Here is a 24,804-nt window from a genome sequence, read left to right as displayed (position 1 = left end):
CACATGGTCCCGGACCTTAATAGAACAGTCCGGGCAACCAGAGTGCGATCTCGGGAAAGATCAGCAGCATTGCGATCATTGCAAACATGGTCAGAACAAAGGGAGCCGCACCGATCATGACGTCGGACAGCGGTCCCTTGTCGCGAACGCCCTGCACGACATAAAGGTTGATGCCGATGGGGGGTGTTATCAGTGCCGTTTCCAGCAGCACCATCAGCAGGATGCCGAACCAGACCGGATCAAACCCCAGCGCCACGACGATCGGCGTGATCAGCGGCGCGGTGGTCAGCAGCATCGACAGGGTTTCCATGAAACAGCCGATGACGACCAGAACGGCGATCAGCATCAGCATGGTCTGCATGGGGGTCAGGCCCAGACCGGTGACGAAGTCCGCCAGTGCCTGGGTCAGGCCGATGATCGACAGCACGAAGTTCAGGAACACGGCGGCAAAGATGATCAGCATGATCATCGATGTCGTCCGCATCGTGCCCTCCAGCGCGCTGCGCAGCATCGACAGGGTCAGTGTCCGGTTGGACGCGGCCAGGATCAGTGCGGCAACGACACCCAGCGACGCGGCTTCGGTCGGCGTCGCCAGACCGGCGTAGATGGACCCGACAACCACGATGAAGATCCCGATGGGCGGCAGCAGCGCCGGCAGCGCGGCAATGCGCTCTGCCCAGGTCACGCTGATCGGCTCCCCGCCCCATGAACGGCGATAGAGGCACAGCACGATCACCGTCACCATGAACAGCGCCGCCAGCAGGAAGCCCGGTAGGAAGCCCGCGAGGTAGAGCTCCGGCACCGATGTGTCGGTCAGCAGCCCATAAAGGATCAGGTTGATCGATGGCGGGATCAGGATGCCCAGCGTACCGCCTGCGGCGATGGTGCCGAGGAACAGCCGCTCGTTGTAGCCGCGCCGCTCGATCTGCGGGATCGCGACCGTGCCGATGGTGGCGGCTGTGGCAACGGAGGAACCGGAGGTGGCGGCGAACAGCGCGCAGGAGCCCGTGTTCGCGTGCATCAGGCCGCCCGGCAACCAGCCGAGCCACTTCACGATGCCTTCGTACATGCGTTCCGCGATGCCGGAGCGCAGCAGGATCTCGCCCAGCAGCACGAACATCGGGATGGCCACAAGGATGAAATCCGTGCCGGTCTGCCAGACCATGTCGCCAAGCGCACGATGCAGCGGCATCGGGCTTTCCATGTACTGCAGGGTGAGACCCAGCCAGCCAAGGGCGGCAGCCACCGGCACCGCGAGCGCGATGAGGGCGAGCAGGATGACCAGTGTCTTGGTGAGCATCAGGCTGTCTCGTCTTCGATCTGTTCGTCCAGGGTCTTCACCCCGATCAGACGATCAGCACCGGCGCCGTCGCGCCGCAGCAGGGCGACGATGGCCCCGACGAACAGCAGTACCCCGCACAGGACGAAGAAGATCCAGCCGGCCAGCCAAGGTATCTGGGGAATGGCCAGCGGCGTGCGCATTGGCGTGATGGAGCGCGACCCGTGGGCCAGTGTGTCCGCGACCATGCCCCAGCCCATCCAGGCGATGATGCCCGCGAAGCCGGTCAGCAGGGCCAGGCCAATGAAGTTCAGACCTGTGCGCGCCGGTCCGGGGAGCAGCAGGAAAATGGCATCGACCCGGATATGGGCGCGTTCGAAAAGCGCGAAGGCAAGGCCCAGGCTGGTGGCCACGCCGAAGGCATAGCCGGAAATCTCGTCGGCACCGCCGATACTGACGCCCGCGAACTTGCGGACGAAGATCTCGACCGTGACCAGCAGGGCGGAGAGCAGGATCATCCCGCCGCCGATCCAGACCAGCAGGCGCGAAAAGCGGTGAGTGGCATCTATCAGGCGCAGCATCTGAGGTACCCCGCTGGAGGTGTGGCAGAGAACTCCGGCCATCCCCGGGGAGGAGACAAGGGGATGGCCGGAGTCACGGCAACGAAGGCTGGATCAGTTGGCCTTCGCCGTCAGTCCGAGCAGGCTGCCCACGGTGGCGTTCCAGTTCGATGCACACTCGGCACCGCAACGTTCCGCCCACCGGGCCAGCACCACCTCGTTGGCGACCTTGTCGCGCAGCGCCAGGTCCGCAGCCGACGGTTCCACCAGCACCATCGCGCCGGGTTCGCCGATGTCGCACTTGCCGCCGGTGATGCAGCTGATCGCCACCTCGTCCTCGGTCGCGGTCTCGGCCCACATCTCATCGGTCAGCTTGCCGATCTCGTCGGTCAGCAGTTTCTGCTGCTCGGCCGACAGGGCGTTCCACTTCTTCATGTTCATGGCACCGAAGGCCAGGCCCCAGCCGACACGCAGCGTGTAGGCATGCGTTGCCACCTGGTGCCACTTCGCCTTGTAGGCGGACATGGTGCCGGTGATGCCGCAATCGACGACGCCCTTCTCCAGCGCCGGAATGACCTCGGCGAAGGGCACGGTGACGGAGGTGCCACCCACGCCCTCGACGAAATCACCCAGGGTCGTGGCATAGACCCGGATCTTCTTGCCCTTCAGGTCCTCGATGCCGTTGACCTCGCCATTGCACCACAGCGTCTGGCTGGGGAACGGATAGAGGGTCAGCAGCTTCGCGTTGTAGTACTTGGCAAAGGCTTCCTCCAGGGTCGGGAAATAGGCTTCCGCCACCTTGCGCTGGGTCGCGATGTCCTGGGTCACGGAAGAGAGATCGGCACCTTCGAAGATGGCATTCTCCGCCGCCACATAGCCCGGCAGGCCAAAGGCGAAGTCGAACACGCCGTTCTTCACCAGACGCATGATCTCGAAACCCTTCAGGCCCAGTTCGGTCTGCGGCTTGATCTCGCCAATGATCGAACCACCGGACACGGCGGCGATCCGTTCGTTCCAGAACGGCCCTTCGTGCTTCTGGTAGTTGGTCAGGCTGCCCCAGGTACCAACAGCCTTCACCACGACCGGCCCATCGGCCAGTGCAGCGGTTGCCGTCACCGCGAGGGCGGCGGCGAGAGTTGCGATTCTTTTCATTATCTTGTTCTCCCTGTTTGAGACTTCAGTTGAGGATCGCGTTCGTCTGGTCGTCGATATCGGTGATCAGCATCCGGCCTGGCGTATGGGTGATGCAGATCTCCGGTCGTGCGTTGGTCAGTGCGTTCTGGGGGGTCACACCACAGGCCCAGAACACGGGCACCCCTTCCGGCCCACAGGGTGGGTCGCCCCAGTCCGGCACCTGCAGGTCGGCGATACCGATCTCCGCCGGGTCGCCCTGATGAATGGGGGCACCATGTGCCCATGGAAAGGCCGCAGTCACCTCGATGGCGCGGGCAACCTGGTCCGCCGCGATATAGCGCATGGACACCACCATGCCGCCGCCAAACGGGCCGACCGCCTCGGTCGCGATATTGGTCCGGTACATCGGCACGGTCCGGTCGGCATCGATGTGGTGCATGGGGATACCCGCCGCCATCAGCGCATGCTCGAATGTGAAGGAGCAGCCCAGGGCGAACCCGACGAGATCGTCGCGCCAGAATGCGGAGACGTCGCTGACCGTCTCGGTCAGCCGGCCGTCGCGATAGATGTTGTAGGCTGGCACATCGGTGCGCAGGTCAATGTCACCCAGTGCCGGCAGATTGGGGCTGCCCGGTTCCGTCACACCGACCAGCGGACAGGGACGGGCATTGCGCTCGCAGAACGTCCGGAAGTCACCGGCCATGGCACGCGGCAGGATGGCGAGGTTGGTCTGCAGCTTGCCCGCTGCGAGACCGGCAGTGTGTCCAGTGTATCTGCCGCTGCGTATCGCGGCACGCACCCCCTGGACACCAGCGCCCTTCAGCCCCTCGAACGTTTCCGCCACCGCCATGTCCCCTGTTCCCTTCCGTTACGCAGCACAACGGTAAGGTGCAGGGCTCCATTCGATCAAATTTCAATTTTGGATCAAATTTGATCAGGAATTCTGATCATAGCGCTCCGCGATACGCCGCGCTATCTCGGCAGCCTGTCCGCCCACGGCGCTTTCCGGCGCGCCGAGGTAGGATGCGGTGAAAGCCAGCGGTTCCGGGCTCCAGCCGGGATCGAAACGCTCGATCTCGCCGCTCTTCAGCGCCTGATCGGCGAGCGCCAGGGGCAAGGCACCGACGCCCAGGCCCGATGCAACCAGCCTGAAACAGGCCGAGAGCGAGGAGGACGGGAAGAGCACCACCCCGGGGCCATAGCGTTCCAGCATGACCTCCTTCAGGACGCGGAAGGGCCGGGTATCGCGGGCAAAGGTGATGACCGGCGACGACAGGAATATCTCCTCCGCACTCATGCCTCCGATCCGGCCGGGTGCACAGAACCAGGCGATGGGATAGTCCGGCAGATGCACGTTCTCCACACGGTAGTTGGAGACCGGACCCATCAGGATCGCGAAATCGATGGCACTGGCCAGCAGCCGGTCGCGCAGGTTCTGCGAGATGTCGACGTCGATCTCCACCGACAGCCGGGGAAAGGCCGCTCGCAGCTCGGCAATGAACTCCGGCAGCCATGACTGCACGATGGTCTCCGACACGCCGATGCGGAACAGCTGGTCGATACTGTCGGGGCGCGCCACATCGCGCTGGATCAGGTCGTTCAGCTTCAGGAACTGCTCGGCATAGCCGACCAGGGCGATGCCGTCCTTGGTCAGCGCCATCCCGGCCTTGCGGTCGAACAGGGTGACACCCAGTGCCTCCTCCAGCCCCTTGAGCCTGGCGGTGACGGCCGGTTGCGTCAGATGCAGCGTCTCCGCGGCGCGGCGCACGCCGCCGGCCTGTGCGACGGCCAGAAAGGTCCGTATCTGATCGAACGTGAAGCGCATGAATGACGATCCCTGATCCAGCCTGTCGCCAGGTGCAGTTGTCAGGTGTCAGGCGGCGATTGCGCTTTCCGCCTCGACGATCCAGCCGCCACCCAGCACCCGGTCATCATCGTAGAAGACACAGGCCTGACCTGGCGAGACCCCGAACTCCGGCGCAGCGAACTGCATCGTCGCCATGCCGTTGCCGGCCGGGATCAACCGGCCTGGCACGGCGTCGGCAGTATTGCGGATGCGGGCCATGACCGCCCTGCCCTCGACCGGCAGCGGTTCGTCCCCCAGCCAGTTGAGTTCATTCACCGTCAGGCTGGCGCAGGCCAGCGCCTCCCGCGGGCCGACGACGACCTCCGCCCGTGACGGGTCCAGCCGGACAACGAAGCGCGGTTCCGTATGGCCGCCCGCCTCTCCGCCCAGCCCCAGGCCCTTCCGCTGACCGATGGTGTAGCCGATGATCCCGTCATGCTGTCCCAGTACCGCACCGGACAGGTCGACGATGTTGCCGGGCACACGGGCGTCGGGGCGCAGTTTCTCGATCACCCGGCGATAGTCGCCGTTCGGCACGAAGCAGATGTCCTGGCTGTCCGGCTTCGCGGCCACGGGCAGGTCGAACCGCTCTGCCAGCGCCCGCACTTCGGACTTCGGCAGGTCACCGAGGGGGAAGCGCAGGAATTCAAGCTGCTCAGCCGTGGTGGCGAACAGGAAATAGCTCTGGTCCCGGCTGTCATCGACCGCTGCCCGCAGTTCGGCTCCGCCCTCACCGGTCACGCGGCGGACATAGTGGCCCGTGGCGAGGGCGTCCGCGCCCAGATCCCGCGCGGTCTGCAGCAGATCGCGGAACTTGACGGTCTGGTTGCAGCGGATGCAGGGCACCGGGGTCTCGCCACGCAGATAGCTGTCGGCGAAATCGTCGATCACCGCGTCCCGGAAACGGCTCTCGTAGTCCAGCACATAGTGCGGGATGCCGATCCGTTCCGCCACGCGCTGCGCGTCGAGGATGTCCTGCCCGGCGCAGCAGGCCCCCTTGCGCTCCACGGCGGCACCATGGTCGTAGAGCTGCAGGGTGATCCCGACGGTGTCGTAACCGGCCGCCTTCACCATTGCCGCAGTCACCGAGGAGTCGACGCCCCCGGACATGGCAACCACCACACGGGTTTCCGAACGGGGCCTAGCGATGTTCAGATCCAGCTCCATGGCGCTGCATATAGGCGGTTTCGGCGGTTCGTGAAACCACCGCGGCCATTGTTCCCGGCGAAACCGTCGCGCTTGACTGACCATGCCCCCTCGGGCAAGTCAGCATGACATGCTCACAGCGCCGGAGATCAGGCCATGGCCGCCGTTATGACACCCGATGAACTGACGGACCTGCTGGCGCGGGAGTTCCCGCAATCCAGCCATCTGGGCATGGTGATCGAGCAGGCCGGGGACATGACGGCGCGCCTGCGCATGCCGGTGAATGAAACGCATCTGCGACCCGGCGGCACTGTTTCTGGCCCGACGCTGTTCTGGATGGCGGATGTTGGTCTCTACATTGCGGTCATGGCCATGGTGGGGCCGAAGACCCAGTCGGTCACCACATCGATCACCATGAATTTCCTGCGCCTGCCAACCCCGGCGGACATCATTGCGGAAGTGCGATTGCTGAAACTGGGTCGCCGTCTCGCTGTGGGTGAAGTTTCATTGTTCTCGGACGGCATGGCGGACCCGGTGGCGCATGTGACCGGTACCTATGCGCTGCCACCCGAGTCCTGAAGCACAGAGATGACCCGCCCCCTCGCCCTGACGGGCCTCGGCCTCTCGGCCTTCCTGATCCCCTGGCTGGCGTTCGTGGCCGACCGCGGCATCGCCTGGCTCGCCGGTGGTGCGGCTGTCCTGTCCCTGCCATGGCTGCTCAAGCATCGTGGTGCGGTGGCCAATGCCTTCTCCCACAGGGCCGTCTGGCTGGGGCTTGGCGGACTGGTGGCCATCATGGTGCTCGGCCTGCTGAGCCCGCTCTGGTCGGCACTGCCTGAACAGTCGGACCGGATGCAGGAACTTGCGATCCGAAGCGCCATGGCCGTCGTGCCCGGCATCCCCCTTGTTCTGCTGGCCGCGGCACTGCCCGGTGCGCGCAGGCTGATCGTCAGGGCACTCGTCGCGGGCATCGCCGTCGGTGTCGCCATTGCCCTGTTCGACCTGCTCAGCGATCACCTGCTGCTGCGGATCAGGACCGTCTTCTCGCGCAATCTCGAAACACCGGACGGGCTGCTCGCAACGGCCTGGGCACTGACACCGGACCTGTTCATGGCGCGGTTCAACGATTTCTGGGTCGTGATGACCCTGTCGGTTGCCACGCTGGTCGCGATCACGCGCCCCGGCTGGAAGTTCCCCCTCGCCCTGTTGCTGGTCCTGATCCTGTCCTTCATGACCATCAGCGAGACCTCTCAGCTGATCGGTGTGATCGGCATACTTGTCTATGTGTTCTGCCATCTGACGCGGCAGGCCGGTGTGCTGGTGATGTTCTGCGTGACGGCAGGTTTCATGCTGCTGTCGCCGCTGGCCTTCCCGGCGATCAACGCGGCGCTGCTGGCCAGCCTGGATGGATCCAGTCTGCTTGAGTACAAGTTGCTTGAACGGTTCGAGATCTGGACTGCGGTGGTCGATACGGTGCGCAATCACCCGATTCTGGGTCACGGCCTGGAGTTCGAGCGGCTGAACGCGACCTACTCGGGGCCGGGTGACTACTACAAGATGGATCATCTCTGGCATCCGCACTCGATCTTCGCGCAGATCTGGCAGGATATCGGGCTTCTTGGCGCACTGGCCGCGGTGATGATGATCGCCGCGCTGCACCTGGCGGCCCTGCATCTGCCCAACCGACAGCGCGCGACCGTGACCGCACTGATCGCCATGGGTCTTGGTGCCTTTGGCGCCGCACACTCGATCTGGCTGGGATGGTGGATCTGCATGTTCATTCTGATCGCGACGCTGGTCATTGCCGGTACACGCCATGGCCATCAGGAGGCACGAGCCTGATGATCACGGATATCGGAAAGCTGCTGGTGCGGCCGGAAACACCGGTACGGGAGGCCCTGCAGAGACTGGACGCAGGTGGGCTCGGGTGCCTGCTGATGGCCGATGCGGCAGATCACCTGATCCGGGTCATCACTGACGGAGACATCCGGCGGGCAATCATGGTCAGCGATGACCTGAACCAGACACTCTCGGGACTGGCGCCCGTGACACCCAAGACCGTGCCGGAGGGCACTTCCAGCGCGTCGGCGCGCCAGTTCATGAACTCGGGCGGCCTGATCCACCTGCCGGTCGTTGACGACCAGGGTCGCCCTGTCGGCCTGTTCCATCTTTCGCACATGCAGGCACCGATCCTGCTCTCCGCCCCGCACATGGGGGCGGAGGAACGCGAGCTGGTGGTGGAGGCCTTCGACACCAACTGGATCGCACCTGTCGGCCCGCATGTGGACTCCTTCGAGCGTGAACTGGCCGAACTGGTCGGGGTCGGCGGCGCGGTGGCGCTGAGTTCAGGAACCGCAGCGATCCATCTGGCGCTGCGGCTGCTCGACGTCGGACCGGGAGACACGGTGTTCTGTTCCAGCCTGACCTTCGTCGCGAGCTGCAACCCGATCCTGTATCAGGGTGCAAGACCGGTCTTCATCGACAGCGAGCCGGAAAGCTGGAACATGAGCCCCGACGCGCTGGAGCGGGCCTTGCAGGATGCCGAACGGCAGGGCCGACCGCCGAAGGCCGTCATCTGCGTCAACATCTACGGACAAAGCGCCGATTATGACGCGATTGGCCGGATCTGCGCGGCACACGACGTGGCCCTGATCGAGGATGCGGCCGAGAGCCTCGGCGCGACCTGTCGGGGCAAGCCCAGCGGCACCTTCGCCCGCTTTGGCATCTATTCCTTCAACGGCAACAAGATCATCACGACCTCAGGCGGTGGCGCGCTGGTCAGCAACGATCTGGAGGCCCTGGACCGCGCACGCTGGCTCGCGACCCAGGGACGCGACCCGGCAGCGCATTATCAGCACAGCGAGATGGCCTACAACTACCGCCTCTCCAACGTGCTGGCGGGCATCGGGCGCGGGCAGCTCCGATTGCTGCCGGAGCGGGTGGAGCAGCGCCGCGCCATCTTCGAACGCTATCGCAACGGACTGCATGACGTACCCGGCGTCGACTGGATGCCGGAACCGAACTGGAGCCGCAGCAACCGCTGGCTGTCCGTCTGTACCTTCGAACCCGACTCCATCGGCATGCATCCCTACACCATCATGCGACGGCTGCAGCAGCACGAGATCGAGACCCGACCGGTGTGGAAACCGATGCACATGCAGCCGCTGTTTCAGGACGCGCCCTATTATGCCCACGACGAACACCAGTCGGTCAGTGACCGGCTGTTCCTGACCGGACTCTGTCTGCCGTCCGGGACCGGCATGTCGGAGGCGGATCAGGACCGGGTCATTGCCACCCTGCGCCAGGTGCTCGAAGCATGATGCATCTGATGCTGATCCCGGAATCGCCCGAGATGGCGAAGGCGGCACTTTCCGCAGGTGTCGACCGGCTGTTCCTGGATCTGGAGCGCGCGGGCAAGCAGGCACGCCAGGGCACCGGCACCTGGATCAGCACGCAGTCGACGGACGACATCGCGCGCTACCGTGATGCCTTTCCGGGTGCCCATATCCTTGTCCGGACCGACCCCTGGCCGGATCTGGCCCCGGAGCAGCTTGAGACGGTTCTGGCGGCCGGCGTACAGCAGGTCATGCTGCCGATGATCCGCAGCGCCTCGGATGCCGCCGCCATGTGTCGGGCGATAGCCGGGCGCCTGCCCCTGGTGCCGCTGATCGAGACCGTGGCCTCGGCGGAGGCGCTGAAACAGATCGCGGCACTCGATGGCGTCGAGGCCATCTATATCGGCCTGAACGACCTGCACCTCGACAGGGGCGACAGCTTCATGTTTCAGCCGCTTGCCGATGGCACGGTCGAACGGCTGGCCATGGTGACGAAAGCGGTCGGGAAACCTTTCGGCTTCGGTGGCATGGCACGGCTTGGCCATGGTGATCTGGATGCCGAGATGATCCTGGCGGAGCATATCCGGCTCGGTTCCACATCCGTCATGCTGTCACGCAAGTTCAAGGAACGTGCGACGGGGCCATTCGACTGGCAGGGCGAGATCGGACGTATCAGACGAGCTGTCGAACGCCTGGCCCGGCGCAGCGCGGACGAGGCCGAGAATGACCGGCTGCGTCTAGTGGCGGCGGTGGAGCGGATCGTTCGTCGCAAGGCGACGGACAGGGGGCAGGCCTGATGTGCGGTATCTACGGCTATTTCGACCGATCCGGCGCTGCGCTGCCTGACGCCGACCTGCTTCAGATGGACCGCCTGCTGACCCATCGGGGACCTGATGACAGCGGTCATGTCCGTTTCAGCCATGGCGCAATCGGCAACCGGCGTCTGTCGATCATCGACATCGAGGGCGGCCATCAGCCGATGACGGCAGCGGAGGGCAAGGTCTCCGTCGTGCAGAACGGAGAGATCTTCAACTTCGTCGAGCTGGCGGAGATGCTGCGACGGGATGGCATCGCCCTGCGGACCCATTCCGATACCGAAGTCCTGCTGGCACTCTACCTGCGGGACGGCGTCGACTTCGTGCGGCATCTGAACGGCATGTTCGCCATCGCGGTCCACGACGGGCGCGGGGATCGCCCTGTGCTGCACCTCTATCGCGACCGCATGGGGGTGAAGCCGCTCTACGTGCACGACAACGGCACGCGCCTCACCTTCGCCTCCGAGATCAAGCCGATCTTCGCGACCGGTGTCCGGCCTGTCGCGAGCCGGGAGGCACTGCATCACTTTCTGGTCCTGAATTATGTTCCCCCGCCCCTGACTGCGTTCGAAGGCATTCGGCACATCCCGCCGGGCGGGCGCCTGTCGATCAGTCCGACGGGCACGGTGGAGGACCGCTGGTGGCGGCTGTCGGACATCGAACCGAAACCGATGAAGCTGGCCGATGCCTCTGCCGAACTGCTGGCCCTGCTGGATGATTCGGTCAGGATCAGGCTGCGGGCGGACGTGCCCTTTGGTGCCTTCCTGTCGGGCGGCATCGATTCCAGCACGGTCACGGGGCTGATGGCGATGCACATGTCCCGCCCGGTCGATACCTTCTCCATCGGGTTCGAGGATCAGCGCTTTGACGAGACGCGGCATGCGCACGCTGTCTCCCGTCGCTTCGGCACCAATCACCGCCACGAGATCGTCTCCCCGCGCATGCTGGGGCGCTGGCCGGATGTGCTGCACCATCTGGAGCAACCGCACGGCGACGTCTCCTTCATGCCGACCTTGCGGGTGGCCGAACTGGCGGCCGCAGAGACCAAGATGGTCCTGACCGGTGACGGCAGTGACGAACTGTTCGCGGGCTACGACAAGTATCTGAACTTCTTCGGTCCCGATGCCACATTCGGCGACGACGCCAGCTTTGCACGGACCTATACCGACAGCGCACTGACACTTTTCCCGGAAGCCACGCTGGATGCGGATCTGTATGCCCGCGGCGCGGCGAAGGCCGTTGCCGGTCTGTCGACGCACGATCTGATTGCCGGTCATCTGGCGGATGTCCCGCAATTCGATCACCTGACGCGCGCGCTCTATCTCGATGCCCTGCTGCTGCTGCCCGGCAACAATCTGGTCAAGCCGGACCGGATGGGCATGGCCGTTTCACTGGAGGCGCGGACGCCGTTCCTGGACTATCGGATCGTTGAACTCGCCTTCCGCATGCAGGCAGAGCTGAAACTGAGCCAGGGCCGCACCAAGCACATCCTGAAACACACGGTGCGTCCGCTGCTTGGCAGCGCATTGACCGACCGATCGAAACAGATGTTCACCGTGCCGGTAGGCGAGTGGCTGAAACAGGATCTGGCGGGTCATGCCCGCGAAATGCTGTTGTCGGACCAGTTCAACGATCGCGGACTGTTCCAGCCCGATACAGTCCGCCTACTGCTGGAAAGCCATATCCAGGGTAGCCGCAACAATACCCGTGAAGTCCGCGCGCTCATGGCCCTGGAACACTGGCACCGCCTGTTCATTGACGCGGACGTCTGACAGTCGCGCAGGATCACCCGAGAAGCCTGTCCATCAGCCAGCCGAACGGGCAGGCCAGGCGCAGCGCGTGGCTAGAGCACATCGGGGACACTCCCGGCGGTCAGCCTTCCGGTGATCGTGTTTCCGTGCCAGGTGCCTGCCCCGACCGTCGGGCGTTCCGGCTTCATGAAAAGCGTCGGCACCAGTGCCGCACCGGCAAAATGATCCGCCAGCCGCTCCAGATTGTCCGTCGCGATACGTCGACCGGTTCCGTCGACCAGCAAGGAGAGGACGCTTGCGGAAAGGGCGCGCATTCCTGAGCCCACGGCGCCAAAGGCGCGAAGCAGGATGACTTCATCCGTACTGATCGCCGTGGACCGTCGCAGCTGGATGTCGATATTGCGTCGGGCACATGTAGCAATCGACATCATGAAGCCATCAAAGGCGGTCAGGGCTTCCGGAATGCGATGCGCCAGCAGGCCGGCCTCGATCTCGTGATCGACCTCGATGCTCTGGTTCAGGCCCTGTACCCAGGTCCTGATCATCCAGAGAAACAGGCGATCCGCCTCCCCGAGGTCCGGAATGGCCAGGCGCGTGTGTGGTGGCTGTATGGCCACGATGGTACCCATGGCGGTCCCCTGTCAGTGCGGTCAATATGCAAATAATAATCGTTCGCAATACAGACTGCAACAGGTTCCCGTCGCCGGCCGTCAGCCCGCCACTTCCTGGAACGTGATGGTAATGCTCGTCCCCTGACCCGGCGCACTCACGATGTTCATCCGGGCGTCGTGAAGCCGTACCAGAACAGAGACGATGGACAGGCCCAGGCCCCACCCCGGGCGGGACCGCGTGTCGCTCGATTCGATCTGTTCGAACGGCCGCAGGATCCGCTCCTGCTGCGACAGCGGGATTCCGACGCCGGTATCCTCTATCCGCACGAAGCCCAATCCGGCCGAAGTCCGACCGACGTGGATGTCGATCTGGCCACCCGGATCAGTGAACTTGATGGAGTTCGACGCCAGATTCAGCAGGATCTGCCGCATGGCACGCGTGTCCGCGCGGACGATGACCGGCTCCTCTGCCAGATGCACCTGGATCACCAGCCCAGCCTCCAGCACCTGTGGCACCAGCATGCGAACGGTCTCGTCGGACAGTTTGCCAAGGTCGATCGGTTGAAACCGAAGTTCCTGCGTACCGGCTTCGATCTTCGTGAAATACAGGACTTCGTCGATCAGTGACAGCAGATGCCTGCCACTGGCCCCGATATCCTTGACGTACTCAGTGTACCGGTCGTTGCCGAGGGGGCCGAATATCTGGTGGCTCATCATCTCGGAGAACCCGATCACGGCATTCAGTGGGGTACGAAGTTCATGGCTCATGTTGGCGAGAAACTCGGACTTCGCGCGGCTCGCGTCCTCGGCCTGCTGGCGCGCCGCGAGCAACTGGGCCTCCGCGATGTCGCGACGTCGCAACTCAAGATAATTGAGGCGCTCCGCGCGATTCACCTGCCGGGCCGTGAACAGCCCCAGCATCAGTGCCACACCGCCCCAGACAATCATGCGCAGGACTTCAGGATCGGCCCCGCCCTGCTGGACCAGCAGACTGCCGAAGAAGACGAAGTTGAAACCGAAGATTGCCGGAACCATGATCCGCAGTGACAACGGATAGAAGATCAATCCGAAGACGCTGACCAGTACCTGCTGCAGGAGGATACCCTTCTGATCCTCGCTGTAGACGATGGAATTCATCACCACCTGAACGAGAATCGCGCTGCCGAGCAGGAAGACCGCTGCAATCACCTGTCGGAACCTGACATCCTGGAACGTCACGAACAGGACCAGGGCAGCCATCAGGACCACGACAGACCTGGTCATGGTGATCATGAGCAGTTCGGTTGACCATCCCAGCTTCAGGTAGTCAACGACCTCAAGCGGCCCCACCGCGCACAGCACGGTCAACGCGATGAAGCGCAGCTTCCGCTGCCCCATCGTGCGGCGGGTCTGCAGAAATCGGCTTTCACTGTCACGGTCACGGAACTCGCAATAGAGAGGAGTCAGCGCTGCCCGATCAGACAGGTAGAATGTGCTATCTGGCGTCGAGATTGTCTTTCACCATCCGAAACGAAAGTCTGAAGACTATCGCTATTTCCTTTCCTTTCCCTTGACCGCCGGTGCAAGGCCTGTCGGATCGATCAGCATCCCATGAACCTGCATGTTGTGGCTGTGTGCAACATGATGCAGCGCGAATGCCGTCTGCATGGCATTCTGGCGCCCTGAACAGTCCTGCGCAGCATTGACCGCCTCCTTTGCCAGTTTCAGCGCGAACAGGGGCTTGGCAGCGATCCGTTCAGCCATATCCAGTGCGAAACCGTCCAGCTCCGGGCCTGGAACAACGTGGTTCACCATCCCCAGCGCCCGCGCATCCTCAGCCGAAAGCCAGTCCGCAGTGAACAGCATCTCCTTCGCCTTGCGTGCGCCTACCTCCCAGGGATGACCGAAGTACTCGACCCCGCCGACGCCCATGCCGACCGTATTGTCCAGAAACATGGAGCCTTCAGCGGCGATGATGATGTCGCAGGGCCAGATCAGCATCAATCCCCCGGCAATGACCTTTCCCTGCACGACGGCAATTGTCGGCTTGGGGATATTGCGCCAGCGCTCCGAGAAACCGATGTAGATCTCCCTCTCCCGCGCCATCTGCGCCTCTGCGCCGGCACAGTGCCAGCCGCACCAGGTACCGACCGTCGTATGGTCGTCCATGTTGTCGTAGCTGTTCGCTTCCCGCAGGTCATGGCCGGAGGAGAAATGCGGGCCGTTTCCGGCAAGCATGATCACCTTCACCTCATCATCGCGTGCCGCCTTGTCGAACGCCGCGTTCAGGTCGTAGAGCAACTGCGTGTTCTGGGCATTCCTGGCATCAGGTCTGTTGAGGACAATACGCGCCACATGCTCAGTGGGGCGTTCGTACAGGACGGTTTCGAATTCGGACATGATCGTGGCCCCTCCCCGGGCATTTCTTGCGTTTCACCGAGATAGTATGCCCGCGGAATTGGAGGAGCCATCCCGAACTCGCCTCCGCCGGAATTCCTCAAGTGTCATGCCTGTCATGCGCTTCACCGCACGGCGCAGCGATGCCGCGTCGGAGTAGCCGACGCTGACGGCAATCTCGTCGTTCGAACGTGCCGAGGTACAGGCCAGGCGCACCGCCCGGCTGACACGAATGGATTGCAGGAAATGGTTCGGCGTCATCCCCGCTACCCGTCCCATCCGACGGGCAAATGTGCGCATTCCCAATCCAGAGGCAGCGGCGATCTCGGCTGCACCGAGGGGCCGGCTCATGTTCTGTCGCACAAACAGTTCAGCCTTTCGCAACGCCGGGTCGGCCGCCACCAGCGTCGCGGTCGAGGTATAGGGCATCTGGCTGCTTCGCGCGTCGACGACCAGGTATCGGCGACAGGCATCCGCGATACCTGCTCCCGCCAGACTCTCGACCAGGTGCATCATCAGGTCGACATGCGCCAGTGCGGCGCCTGCAGTAACGATCCTGCCGTCCTGGATCACGAGATCACCTGCCCGAAGCCGGGACTTCGGGAACCGGGCCTGAAGCAGCGGGGCAAGCCACCAGGTTGTCGTTACCTGCCGGCCATCGATCAGCCCGGCCTGCCCGAAAGCGAATACGCCCGTGCAGGATGTCGCGAGAATTGTCTGTGGCCCGCGCAAACAGTTCAGCGCCCGGACGATGGCCACGATCTCGGGGCCTTCAAGGGAATCCTCGACCTCCCTTGCGGTGTCCAGTCCCAATCCGGGCAGCACGACCACGTCCGCGATGTCACCGCCTGTCCTGACATGTTCCACCTTGGTCTGGACCACATCAAACGGCGATGTGATGCCCAGCCCCCTGGCCACCTTGTTTGCCGTCGCCAGCACGTCGCGCGAGAGGGCGAGACTTGTTTCCATGCACATGGGCGGCTCAAGCAATGCCACCCGGATGGGTGCATCAATGGAGTTTGTCATTTTCAGCCTCTTAAATGTCATTTCTGACACTAGGACACTGTCGGTCGACACACCAGACTGCGGCGCATCAGAAACGGAGGCCGACATGACCCTTGAAGGTGGATGCTATTGCGGCGCGCTGCGCTATCAGGCGGTGGGGGAGCCGGTGCTGCGTGCACAGTGTCACTGCCGCGAGTGCCAGTACTTCTCGGGGGGTGGGCCCAACTACTTCATGCTGATGCCCATTGAAGGTTTCCGCTACGTTCTCGGCGCACCGCAGACGTTTCAGCGCGATGACATCCATGCCGCCGTCACGCGGGATTTCTGTGGCACCTGTGGCACCCACATCACCACACGACGCCCTGACATGCGCAGCCTGCTGGTCCTGAAGGCAGGCACGCTGGACGATCCGTCCCTCTATGATCAGCCGCGGCTGGCGATCTTCTGCATTGACCGCCAGCCGTTTCACCAGCTTCCTGACGCCTTGCCGCTGTTCGAGCGCATGCCACCGCCGCGACAATAGACGAATGACCGACCGTCCAATGGCGGTCGTCTTTCAGCCCTGACCGAGGCTCCGCGTCAGGACATAGATGAAACTGGGGCCCGGAATCAGCAGGACGAGCATTGACGCTATGACAAAGGTGATGAGGGTTGGGCTCTCCGGCACCCTCAGTACCCCTCCTGAACAAGGATGATCACGGTCCCGCCGGTTGCCGCGGGCGGGACAAAGACCGATCCGTCTGCCTGATCAGAGAATGCAACGCCATTCGCGGTCAGCACATCCCGCGTCGCGGCACTATCGGAAACGGCGAGCCGCATGGCCAGCATCCGGTCGATGGCAGGAACATCATTTGCCGACAGGCCCGGCAGCATGGCCTGTACCGCGTCATGCCGTGCGATCTCGACGCAATGTGGTCCGACCTGCATCGTGATCCCGGTTGCCGTTTCGTGGATCGCATCAGCGCCCAGCAGCCGCGCCCACGCTGCACCAAGCGCGGCCGGATCAGCCGCAACCGCGACCAGCCCCAGGATGCGGGTGACACCGTTCGCATGGATCAGCCATTCGGGTCGCCGCGTGATTTCCGGGGTGTCGTGGTAGCAGATGAAACCGTTCAGCAGGCGCGTTTCGCCGCCGTCGAACCGGATCAGGCGAAACCGGGGTTCAACCTCGCCCTCCGGCAGTTCGAGCGGGCGGCGCAGGTCGATCGGACCATTCACGTTGAATCCGGCAGCACTCAGGGTCGTGAAGGCGACATCCACATCCTCGACGGCGAAGGCACAGCGGTCCAGCCCCTCCCCCTGTGCCGCCATGCGATCCCGCAGCCCCCGGTCCGGCAGGTCGGGGTCGATGATGCCCATCAGTTCGATGTAGTCATCGGCGAACATGATGCAGTAGTTGCCGGTCGCCATGTCGCGGTGCCGCCCCCGTGGGGTCAGGGTGAAGCCGAGCCTGCGAAAGGCGTCGGCGCAGCCTTCCAGGTCATCGACGGCATGGACCAGGTGGTCGATGCCGCGCAGCACGCCTGAAACGTTCTTCTGCGCACTCATGGACCTATTCGCCCTCGAAGGCACAAAGGGCCATGACACTCAGGCCCATGTCCTGCAGGCGTTTCATGCCGCCAAGGTCGGGCAGATCAACGATGAAGCAGCAGCCGACCACTGTCCCCCCTGCCCGGCGGATCAGCTTCACCGCAGCCTCCGCCGTGCCACCTGTGGCCAGCAGGTCATCGACGACCAGCACGTTCTGCCCTTCACTGATCGCATCATCGTGGATCTCGACCCGGTCGGTGCCGTACTCCAGGTCATAGTCCTCCCCGATCGTCCTGCCGGGCAGCTTGTTCTGCTTCCGGATCGGAATGAAGCCGACCGAAAGCTGGTGCGCGACAGCCCCGCCGATGACGAAGCCGCGGGCTTCGATACCCGCCACCTTGTCGATCCGGACCCCGGCATAGGGCTGGACCAGCAGGTCGATGGCAGTGCGGAAACCACGGGCATCGTTCCAGAGCGTCGTCACGTCGCGGAACATGATCCCGGGCTTCGGATAGTCGGGAATGGTGCGGATACGGTCGCGGATCTCGTTGGTCATGCGCTGTTGCCCCCCGGTCAGGAAAGAACGCGGCCGGCAACCGCATCAAGCCGGCTCACCATGGCATCGTCGCGGGCATCCGGCGGTGTGATCAGGGCGACTTCCAGCGCCCGGTCGCAGCCCGCAGTGCAGGCGGGACGGTGACCGGCAAGCTTCGGCGCGACGGCGGAAATCAGGTTCTGCGCCTTGTCCGCATTCCCGTGCAGGATCGTCAGCACCGCCTCCACATCCACATGGGCGTCACCTTCCCGCCAGCAGTCGTAGTCCGTCACCATGGCGACGGTCGCGTAGCAGAGCTCGGCCTCGCGCGCCAGTTTCGCCTCCGGCATGTTCGTCATGCCGATGACCGAACAACCCCAGTCCCGATAGAGGAAACTCTCGGCGCGGGTGGAGAACTGCGGCCCCTCCATCGCCAGATAGGTCCCGCCCCGCGCATGCTCGATGCCGCACTCGGTCGCCGCCTGTTCGAGCGCGTCGCCAAGGCGGGAGCAGACCGGGTCGGCCATGGAGACATGCGCCACGAGACCGCTGCCGAAGAACGACTTCTCCCGCGCGAAGGTCCGGTCGATGAACTGGTCAACGATGACGAAACTGCCTGGTGCCAGTTCCTCCCGGAAGGAGCCGCAGGCGGAGACGGAGATCACATCGGTGCAGCCCGCGCGTTTCAGCGCGTCGATGTTGGCGCGATAGTTGATTTCGGTCGGACTGATCCGGTGGCCGCGTCCGTGACGCGGCAGAAAGACCATCTGGACGCCGTGCAGGCGACCGAACAGCAGTTCATCCGACGGTGTGCCGAACGGGCTTTCCACACGTCGCCACTCGGTATCCTCCAGGCCGTCCATGCCGTAGACACCGCTGCCTCCAAGGACGCCAATGACAGTCTCACTCTCGGTCATGCATTCACTCCCAGTTCTTGTCTTTGTGTCTGCTGTTGCGGATGGCCATCATTGCCGCGGCGGTAACGGAGCCGGGATCGAATCTGTATCCGTCATCAGCTTCCGGCGCACCCGCTTTGGTACGCCAACAAGCTGCTCGAACGCCAGTGACAGGATGCCGACCGCGATGGTGTAGAGCAGGATGCGGGGCAGGATCGCGAGCACCAGGTCGAGGAACTGCACATCGGTGTTGCTGGCGCCGGACAGCACGGTCTGTGGTGAATCGAACAGGAACGCCAGAATGAAGGCCGGAAGACTGGCCAGCAGATAGGCCAGGACAAGCCGCACACCCTGTCCCCGTGTCGCGGCTGCGGATTGCGAGAAGCTGAACGGCATCCCGATCGCGGCCGCGGGCAGCACCAGAAAGAAGCGCGCGACCAGAAAACCCACGATCAGCGCCACCGCGATCCAGTGAACGCCCGCCTGACCGTAACGTGCGATGACGTCACCGACATCCAGCCCTTCCCGCGCGGCCCAGAGCAACGGGCCACCGAGCAAGGGGCCGTAGATCTGCTCCACCACCAGGCCGATCACGTAGCCGAGGCCATAGAGAAGTGCCGCGCCCTTGAGATAGGCCCATTCCGCGCCGCCGACCCTGTAGTTGACGCGTGCCTCCGGATTGTCGGACCCGAGCAGGATCATCCGGTGCCAGGCGGTGATGACGGGAACCACAACGACCAGGGCCACCAGCGTATAGCCCAGGGTGGCAATATCGACACCGATGACCGGAACCAGCTCGACCGCACCGAATGCGGCAAGCGCGGTCGCGGCAAAGGGACGCCACATCAGCGCCAGGAAGACATCGAGGTTGATCAGGAACAGCCGCCAGGACCGGAGGATCAGGTCCCAGGGGGAGATCAGCGTGACCTCGGAATCCGCGTCTGCAACTGACGAGAACAGCGCGTCCTGGTCCCGGTCCGCATGCAGCGCCTGGTGCATCTCGTGTTTCACAGCCGGCGCGTCAGACAACAGGACCTCCTGCGGTGTCCCGGCGTCGTCCGCCGCGACACCGGGCGTCGATTCGTCGTTCCTGGACCCTTGAGGCGTCATGCGATGACCATGCCACGTGATGCCGTTTCCAGATACAGAAAAGGGGTGACGGTCGGACCGTCACCCCTTTGCCGTTCGTTGATGGCCTCCGGCACAGCGTGCCAGATGCGATCAGTGCAGGCGCGCCCAGATCCGGCGCTTCGCCGCATAGAGCAGGCCGCTCATGATCAGCAGGAAGATGATCACCTTGAAGCCCATGGCCTTGCGCTCTTCCATCTTGGGCTCGGCGGCCCAGGTCATGAACGCGGAGACATCCTTTGCCATCTGATCGACAGTGGCAGGCGTACCGTCCACATACTCGATCAGATCGTCGGCCAGAGGCGCAGGCATCGCCAGGCACCCGCCCGCGAAGTACGGGTTGTTGTAGGTGCCGTTCGGGCACTCGTGCCCGTGGCTGTCCTCGCCGTAGCCGCTCAGCAGCGAATAGAGATAGTCCTCACCACCGACACGGGCCTTGGCCAGCAGCGACAGGTCTGGCGGATAGGCACCGCCATTGGACGCCTTGGCCGCGTTCTGGTTGGGGAACGGTGAAGGGACCTTGTCGGAAAGCCGACCCGGGCGCGTGAACATGTCACCGGCCGCGTCGGGACCATCCTCGATCTCCTTCTCCGCCGCGATGGCCTTTGCCTGCTCCTCGCTGAAGCCGATCTCCATCAGGTTGCGATAGGCGATGTACTTCAGGCCGTGGCAGGCCGCACAGACCTCCGTATAGACCTGGAAGCCACGCTGGACCTGGGCACGGTCATAGGTGCCGAAGGGGCCGGAGTGGTGCCAGTCGACCGACTTCAGTTCCTTGGCGTCACCGGCGGCAAGCGCGCCGCCGGTCATCAGGCCGATGCCGAGCACGGCACCTGCGAGAACCTTGATGCTGCGATTGATCATCATGCGTTCTCCCCGGCTGAAGTGCTTGCCTTGCCTGCCAGCACGGCCTCCGAGATGGAGGTCGGCAATGGTTTGGGTCGTTCGAACCAGCCAAGTACCGGCATCAGGAAGATGAAGTGGAAGAAGTAGTAGAACGTGGCGATCTGGGAAACGACCAGCATCGGACCCTCTGCCGGCTGGCTGCCGGCATAACCCAGCACGATGCAATCCAGCGCGAAGATCCAGAAGAACCACTTGTACTGCGGGCGGAACGCTGCCGACCGGACCCGGCTGCGATCCAGCCAGGGCAGGATGAACAGCACGCCGATGGCCGCGAACATGGCCAGCACACCCAGCAGCTTGTCCGGCACCGACCGCAGGATCGCGTAGAACGGCAGGAAGTACCATTCGGGCACGATGTGCGCGGGCGTCACCAGCGGATCCGCCGGGATGTAGTTGTCCGGATGCCCCAGATAGTTCGGGAACCAGAAGACGAAGACCGCGAACAGCACGCCGAAGGCTGCGAAGCCGAAGAAGTCCTTCACCGTGAAGTAGGGGTGGAAGGAGATATAGTCGGCCGGGCCCTTGATCTCGATACCCAGCGGGTTGGTCGACCCCTTCTGGTGCAGGGCGACCAGGTGCAGGAACACCAGGCCGAAGATCACGAACGGCAGCAGGTAATGCAGGCTGAAGAACCGGTTCAGGGTCGGATTGTCGACCGCGAAGCCACCCCAGAGCCAGGTCACGATGGGATCACCCACCACCGGCAGGGCGCTGAACAGGTTGGTGATGACCGTGGCACCCCAGAAGCTCATCTGACCCCAGGGCAGCACGTAGCCCATGAAGCCCGTGGCCATCATGACCAGCAGGATGACCACACCGATCATCCAGATCATTTCCCGCGGGGCCTTGTACGATCCGTAGTAGAGACCGCGGAACATGTGCAGGTAGACGGCGATGAAGAACATCGAGGCGCCGTTGGCATGCATGTAGCGCAGCAGCCAGCCGTAGTTGACGTCACGCATGATGTGCTCGACCGAGTCGAACGCCATCGACGTGTGCGCCGTGTAGTGCATGGCCAGCACGATGCCGGTGACGATCTGCAGGGTCAGCATGACGCCCAGGATCGACCCGAACTGATAGGCAAAATTCAGGTTACGCGGATATGGATGCTGCACGAAGGTGTGATGCATCACGGAGACCAGCGGCAGACGGTCGTCGAACCACTTGATCAGCTTGTTGTCGGTCTGAAATGACATGTCTGTTCCCTCAACCGATCTTGATCTGGGTGTCGGTCAGGAATTCGTACTCCGGCACCTCCAGGTTGGCGGGCGCCGGACCCTTGCGGATACGTCCGGACGTGTCGTAGTGCGAACCATGGCACGGGCAGAACCAGCCATCGTATTCACCGGCGTAGCCCAGCGGCACACAACCGAGGTGGGTGCAGATACCCAGCACAACCAGCCATTCGGCCTTGCCGGCCTTGTGGCGTTCCTCGTCGGTCTGCGGATCCGGCAGATCGTCCACGTCCACTGCCAGGGCGGCATCGATCTCGGCCTCGGTGCGGCGACGCACGAAGACCGGCTTGCCGCGCCAGCTGATCGTCACGCTCTGGCCAGGCTCGATCCCCGAGATATCGACCTCGGTCGATGACAGGGCCAGCACATCCGCGGACGGATTCATCTGGTCAACGAACGGCCAGACCAGTCCGACGGCACCGACGCCGACAAACGCGCCAGCCGTGATCACCAGGAAGTCACGGCGTTCTCCGCCGTCTCCCCCATGGGAAGCTGCACTCATGGGCTCAAACCCTCTTGTTCATTCAACTGCACACCGGACTCGCACACAGCGATCCCCACCCGATGCCGGAAGTACCGTAACAATCAGGAATGGCGGGCCAAGTCCAGAAGACGGACTCTGTTGCGACAGTGAGCCGCATCGCTGTCGGAGCCCCCGAAACGCAGGGATAAGCCCCTGACCGCAGAAGGATAAACCCATGCGACTGGCCATGTTTCAGCCCGACATTCCGCAGAATCTCGGTGCCGCCATCCGGCTTTGCGTCTGTCTGGGCATCGGCCTCGATGTGATTCGCCCCGCCGCCTTCCCGCTGGATGACCGCGATCTGCGCCGCACGGCAATGGATTACGCCGATGCAGCCGACATCACGCTGCATGCAGGCTGGCAGGCTTTTCGGGCGGCGCGGGCTGACAGCAGACTGATTCTGATGACCACCCGGGCGGCGTCCGACCTGCACGATTTCACGTTTCAGCCCGATGACGTGCTGCTGATGGGGCGGGAAAGCGCCGGTGTCCCCGATGCGGTGCACGACAGTGCCGACGCCCGGATCCGCATCCCGATGGCGACGGGCGCGCGGTCCCTCAATGTGGTGACGGCGGCGGCCATGGCACTGGGTGAGGCCATTCGGCAGATTCGCTGACCGGATCACATCTGACGATTGACCTCGATCAAGGTGCTGGGGTTCATAGCGCGCCAGAAGACGGCTTCGGCAGGTGCCACCTACAGAACGCACAAGGGGGACGGACGGCATGAGTGACAGCACAGAGATCGACCAGCAGCGCAAGGAAACCGCCAGCGCCTGGTTCCGGGAACTGCGGGACCAGATCTGCGCCACCTTCGAGGCCATCGAGGATGAACTGACCGGCCAGATGTCGGACCTGCCGCCGGGCCGGTTCGAGCGCACGGCCTGGGACCGTCCGGGTGGCGGCGGCGGCGTCATGTCGGTGATGCGTGGCCGGGTGTTCGAGAAGGTGGGCGTGAACATCTCCACCGTTGACGGCACCTTCTCCGACGATTTCGTCGGCCAGATCCAGGGTGCGAAGGAATCGGGCGGGCGATTCTGGGCCTCCGGGGTTTCGCTGGTGGCACACATGCGTTCCCCGCGCGTGCCGGCCGTGCACATGAACACCCGCCACATCCGCACCTCGGTCGGCTGGTTCGGCGGCGGCGCCGATCTGACGCCCATGGTGCCGAACGATGTCGACACGGACGCCTTCCATGCCGGAATGAAGGCTGCGTGTGATGCGCATGACCCGGACTACTATCCGAAGTTCAAGAAGTGGTGCGACGAGTACTTCTTCCTGAAGCACCGCAATGAACCGCGCGGTGTCGGCGGCATCTTCTACGATCACCACGACAGCGGCGACTGGGATGCCGACTTCGCCTTCACCCGCGATGTGGGAAAGGCTTTCATCGACACCTATGCCCCGATCGTTCGCGCCCACATGAACGAACCCTGGACGGCGGAGGAGCGTGAACACCAGTTGGTGCGCCGGGGACGTTACGCGGAGTTCAACCTGATCTATGATCGTGGCACGACATTCGGACTGAAGACCGGCGGCAACACCGAAGCCATCCTGATGAGCCTGCCGCCGGAGGTGAAATGGCCCTGATCTCGGGGTGATGCGACACAGGGGAGCAACAGGCGATGCGCAAGGTTCTTGGACGGGTTCTGACGGCGGCGACGATTCTGGTTCCCCTGGTGGTCGCCTCCCCCACCTTGGCCAAGGACCTCAGCATCAAGGCGTTCCAGGGTCTCTGGAAAGGCAGCGCCGTCTCGGAGAACGAGGTCAGTTCCCACTTCCGGGTGACCGCGCGTGACCTGGATGTGGAGATCCGGCCCTTTGCCGTCGGCGGCTTCTCCCTGCGCTGGTCGACCGTGCTGCGCCAGGCCGGCGACCCGAACGCCCCGAAGGAAGAGCTGAAGCAGGCGGTGGTCCAGTTCATCCCCGATCCCACCCGCCCCAATGTCTGGCGGGAGGACAAGACGGTCGATCCGATGAGCGGCGAGGCCCTGCACTGGGCCCGCATCGCCGACCAGACCCTGACCGTCTACAGCCTGGGTGTCCGGGAAGACGGCAAGGCCGACCTGCAGGTCTACGACCGCACCCTCTCCGCCCTCGGCATGAAGCTGAGGTTCACCCGCCTGGTCGACGGCGAACCGGTCCGCTCGGCGTCAGGCCAGTTGGTGAAGCACGCGAACTGACGGCCACAACA

The 24,804-nt window shown here is 63.8% G+C and carries 26 protein-coding genes; 9 read left to right on the top strand and 17 right to left on the bottom strand.

The window, feature by feature from the left end; translation table 11 throughout:
- Positions 1-16: 16 nt before the first annotated feature.
- The 6 genes from QGV55_RS08490 to mnmA all read right to left on the bottom strand — a co-directional run bounded on the left by QGV55_RS08490 (position 17) and on the right by mnmA (position 5,986).
- Positions 17-1,300, bottom strand: a complete 1,284-nt coding sequence (locus tag QGV55_RS08490; RefSeq protein ID WP_281017256.1) for a TRAP transporter large permease — start codon at positions 1,298-1,300, stop codon at positions 17-19.
- A complete protein-coding gene (locus tag QGV55_RS08485; protein ID WP_281017257.1) occupies positions 1,300-1,860 on the bottom strand; it encodes a TRAP transporter small permease in 561 nt (186 codons plus the stop codon). The genes QGV55_RS08490 and QGV55_RS08485 overlap by 1 nt, the downstream gene beginning before the upstream one ends.
- A gap of 93 nt (positions 1,861-1,953) precedes the next feature.
- The gene (locus tag QGV55_RS08480; protein WP_281017258.1) at positions 1,954-2,991 is read right to left on the bottom strand and encodes a TRAP transporter substrate-binding protein; all 1,038 of its coding nucleotides are present in this window, start codon (positions 2,989-2,991) and stop codon (positions 1,954-1,956) included.
- A gap of 25 nt (positions 2,992-3,016) precedes the next feature.
- Positions 3,017-3,823: a putative hydro-lyase gene (locus QGV55_RS08475; protein WP_281017259.1), complete on the bottom strand. Its 807-nt coding sequence runs from the start codon at positions 3,821-3,823 to the stop codon at positions 3,017-3,019.
- Between the two features lie 84 nt (positions 3,824-3,907).
- Positions 3,908-4,798, bottom strand: coding sequence for a LysR family transcriptional regulator (locus QGV55_RS08470; RefSeq protein ID WP_281017260.1), 891 nt, complete (start codon positions 4,796-4,798; stop codon positions 3,908-3,910).
- Between the two features lie 48 nt (positions 4,799-4,846).
- The gene (mnmA, locus tag QGV55_RS08465) at positions 4,847-5,986 is read right to left on the bottom strand and encodes a tRNA 2-thiouridine(34) synthase MnmA (protein WP_281017261.1); all 1,140 of its coding nucleotides are present in this window, start codon (positions 5,984-5,986) and stop codon (positions 4,847-4,849) included.
- A 135-nt stretch (positions 5,987-6,121) separates the two neighbouring features.
- On the opposite strand from mnmA, the gene QGV55_RS08460 reads away from it, so the two are divergent.
- The 5 genes from QGV55_RS08460 to asnB are packed head-to-tail and all read left to right on the top strand — an operon-like array spanning position 6,122 to position 11,887.
- On the top strand, positions 6,122-6,544 hold the full coding sequence (locus tag QGV55_RS08460) for a PaaI family thioesterase (RefSeq protein WP_281017262.1): 423 nt from the start codon (positions 6,122-6,124) through the stop codon (positions 6,542-6,544).
- Positions 6,545-6,553: 9 nt separating this feature from the next.
- Complete coding sequence (locus QGV55_RS08455) at positions 6,554-7,807, top strand: O-antigen ligase family protein (protein ID WP_281017263.1); 1,254 nt, start codon at positions 6,554-6,556, stop codon at positions 7,805-7,807.
- On the top strand, positions 7,807-9,285 hold the full coding sequence (locus QGV55_RS08450) for an aminotransferase class I/II-fold pyridoxal phosphate-dependent enzyme (protein ID WP_281017264.1): 1,479 nt from the start codon (positions 7,807-7,809) through the stop codon (positions 9,283-9,285). The genes QGV55_RS08455 and QGV55_RS08450 overlap by 1 nt, the downstream gene beginning before the upstream one ends.
- Positions 9,282-10,097, top strand: coding sequence for an aldolase/citrate lyase family protein (locus QGV55_RS08445; RefSeq protein ID WP_281017265.1), 816 nt, complete (start codon positions 9,282-9,284; stop codon positions 10,095-10,097). Before QGV55_RS08450 ends, QGV55_RS08445 begins: the two co-directional genes overlap by 4 nt.
- Positions 10,097-11,887, top strand: coding sequence for an asparagine synthase (glutamine-hydrolyzing) (gene asnB, locus QGV55_RS08440; RefSeq protein WP_281017266.1), 1,791 nt, complete (start codon positions 10,097-10,099; stop codon positions 11,885-11,887). The genes QGV55_RS08445 and asnB overlap by 1 nt, the downstream gene beginning before the upstream one ends.
- 71 nt (positions 11,888-11,958) lie before the next feature.
- Here asnB and QGV55_RS08435 read toward each other — a convergent pair whose 3' ends face one another.
- The 4 genes from QGV55_RS08435 to QGV55_RS08420 all read right to left on the bottom strand — a co-directional run bounded on the left by QGV55_RS08435 (position 11,959) and on the right by QGV55_RS08420 (position 15,879).
- Positions 11,959-12,495: a hypothetical protein gene (locus QGV55_RS08435; protein WP_281017267.1), complete on the bottom strand. Its 537-nt coding sequence runs from the start codon at positions 12,493-12,495 to the stop codon at positions 11,959-11,961.
- Between the two features lie 81 nt (positions 12,496-12,576).
- Positions 12,577-13,854, bottom strand: coding sequence for a HAMP domain-containing sensor histidine kinase (locus QGV55_RS08430; protein WP_281023727.1), 1,278 nt, complete (start codon positions 13,852-13,854; stop codon positions 12,577-12,579).
- A 153-nt stretch (positions 13,855-14,007) separates the two neighbouring features.
- Positions 14,008-14,856: an enoyl-CoA hydratase gene (locus QGV55_RS08425; RefSeq protein WP_281017269.1), complete on the bottom strand. Its 849-nt coding sequence runs from the start codon at positions 14,854-14,856 to the stop codon at positions 14,008-14,010.
- Positions 14,857-14,889: 33 nt separating this feature from the next.
- Positions 14,890-15,879, bottom strand: coding sequence for a helix-turn-helix domain-containing protein (locus tag QGV55_RS08420; RefSeq protein ID WP_281023578.1), 990 nt, complete (start codon positions 15,877-15,879; stop codon positions 14,890-14,892).
- 85 nt (positions 15,880-15,964) lie between these two features.
- Here QGV55_RS08420 and QGV55_RS08415 point away from each other — a divergent pair, with 85 nt between their 5' ends.
- Positions 15,965-16,381 carry a GFA family protein gene (locus QGV55_RS08415; protein WP_281017271.1) on the top strand — a complete coding sequence of 139 codons (417 nt, stop codon included), beginning with the start codon at positions 15,965-15,967 and terminating at the stop codon, positions 16,379-16,381.
- Positions 16,382-16,527: 146 nt separating this feature from the next.
- Here the strand turns inward: QGV55_RS08415 and QGV55_RS08410 are convergent, their stop codons facing one another.
- From QGV55_RS08410 to petA, 7 genes are all read right to left on the bottom strand, one after another.
- On the bottom strand, positions 16,528-17,406 hold the full coding sequence (locus QGV55_RS08410) for a VOC family protein (protein WP_281017272.1): 879 nt from the start codon (positions 17,404-17,406) through the stop codon (positions 16,528-16,530).
- Positions 17,407-17,410: 4 nt separating this feature from the next.
- Positions 17,411-17,944 carry an adenine phosphoribosyltransferase gene (locus tag QGV55_RS08405; protein WP_281017273.1) on the bottom strand — a complete coding sequence of 178 codons (534 nt, stop codon included), beginning with the start codon at positions 17,942-17,944 and terminating at the stop codon, positions 17,411-17,413.
- A 17-nt stretch (positions 17,945-17,961) separates the two neighbouring features.
- Positions 17,962-18,840, bottom strand: a complete 879-nt coding sequence (locus QGV55_RS08400; protein ID WP_281017274.1) for an S-methyl-5'-thioadenosine phosphorylase — start codon at positions 18,838-18,840, stop codon at positions 17,962-17,964.
- Positions 18,841-18,888: 48 nt separating this feature from the next.
- Positions 18,889-19,848, bottom strand: a complete 960-nt coding sequence (locus QGV55_RS08395) for a hypothetical protein (protein WP_281017275.1) — start codon at positions 19,846-19,848, stop codon at positions 18,889-18,891.
- A gap of 192 nt (positions 19,849-20,040) precedes the next feature.
- Entirely contained in the window at positions 20,041-20,811 is a 771-nt protein-coding gene (locus QGV55_RS08390) for a cytochrome c1 (RefSeq protein ID WP_281017276.1), read from the bottom strand.
- A complete protein-coding gene (locus QGV55_RS08385) occupies positions 20,811-22,049 on the bottom strand; it encodes a cytochrome b N-terminal domain-containing protein (protein ID WP_281017277.1) in 1,239 nt (412 codons plus the stop codon). The genes QGV55_RS08390 and QGV55_RS08385 overlap by 1 nt, the downstream gene beginning before the upstream one ends.
- A 10-nt stretch (positions 22,050-22,059) precedes the next feature.
- Entirely contained in the window at positions 22,060-22,590 is a 531-nt protein-coding gene (gene petA, locus QGV55_RS08380) for a ubiquinol-cytochrome c reductase iron-sulfur subunit (protein ID WP_281017278.1), read from the bottom strand.
- A 196-nt stretch (positions 22,591-22,786) separates the two neighbouring features.
- Between petA and QGV55_RS08375 the strand changes: the two genes are divergently transcribed.
- The 3 genes from QGV55_RS08375 (at position 22,787) to QGV55_RS08365 (ending at position 24,793) form a co-directional block, all read left to right on the top strand.
- Positions 22,787-23,227, top strand: coding sequence for a tRNA (cytidine(34)-2'-O)-methyltransferase (locus QGV55_RS08375; protein ID WP_281017279.1), 441 nt, complete (start codon positions 22,787-22,789; stop codon positions 23,225-23,227).
- A 109-nt stretch (positions 23,228-23,336) separates the two neighbouring features.
- Positions 23,337-24,200, top strand: coding sequence for an oxygen-dependent coproporphyrinogen oxidase (gene hemF / locus QGV55_RS08370; protein WP_281017280.1), 864 nt, complete (start codon positions 23,337-23,339; stop codon positions 24,198-24,200).
- A gap of 35 nt (positions 24,201-24,235) precedes the next feature.
- Positions 24,236-24,793 carry a hypothetical protein gene (locus tag QGV55_RS08365; RefSeq protein WP_281017281.1) on the top strand — a complete coding sequence of 186 codons (558 nt, stop codon included), beginning with the start codon at positions 24,236-24,238 and terminating at the stop codon, positions 24,791-24,793.
- Positions 24,794-24,804 lie beyond the last annotated feature (11 nt).

The organism is Minwuia sp. IMCC3009, from assembly GCF_029909415.1.
Taxonomy (GTDB): domain Bacteria; phylum Pseudomonadota; class Alphaproteobacteria; order Minwuiales; family Minwuiaceae; genus Minwuia.
Note: the sequence above shows the minus strand (reverse complement) of the source record. Positions and strands in the feature narration are given on the sequence as shown.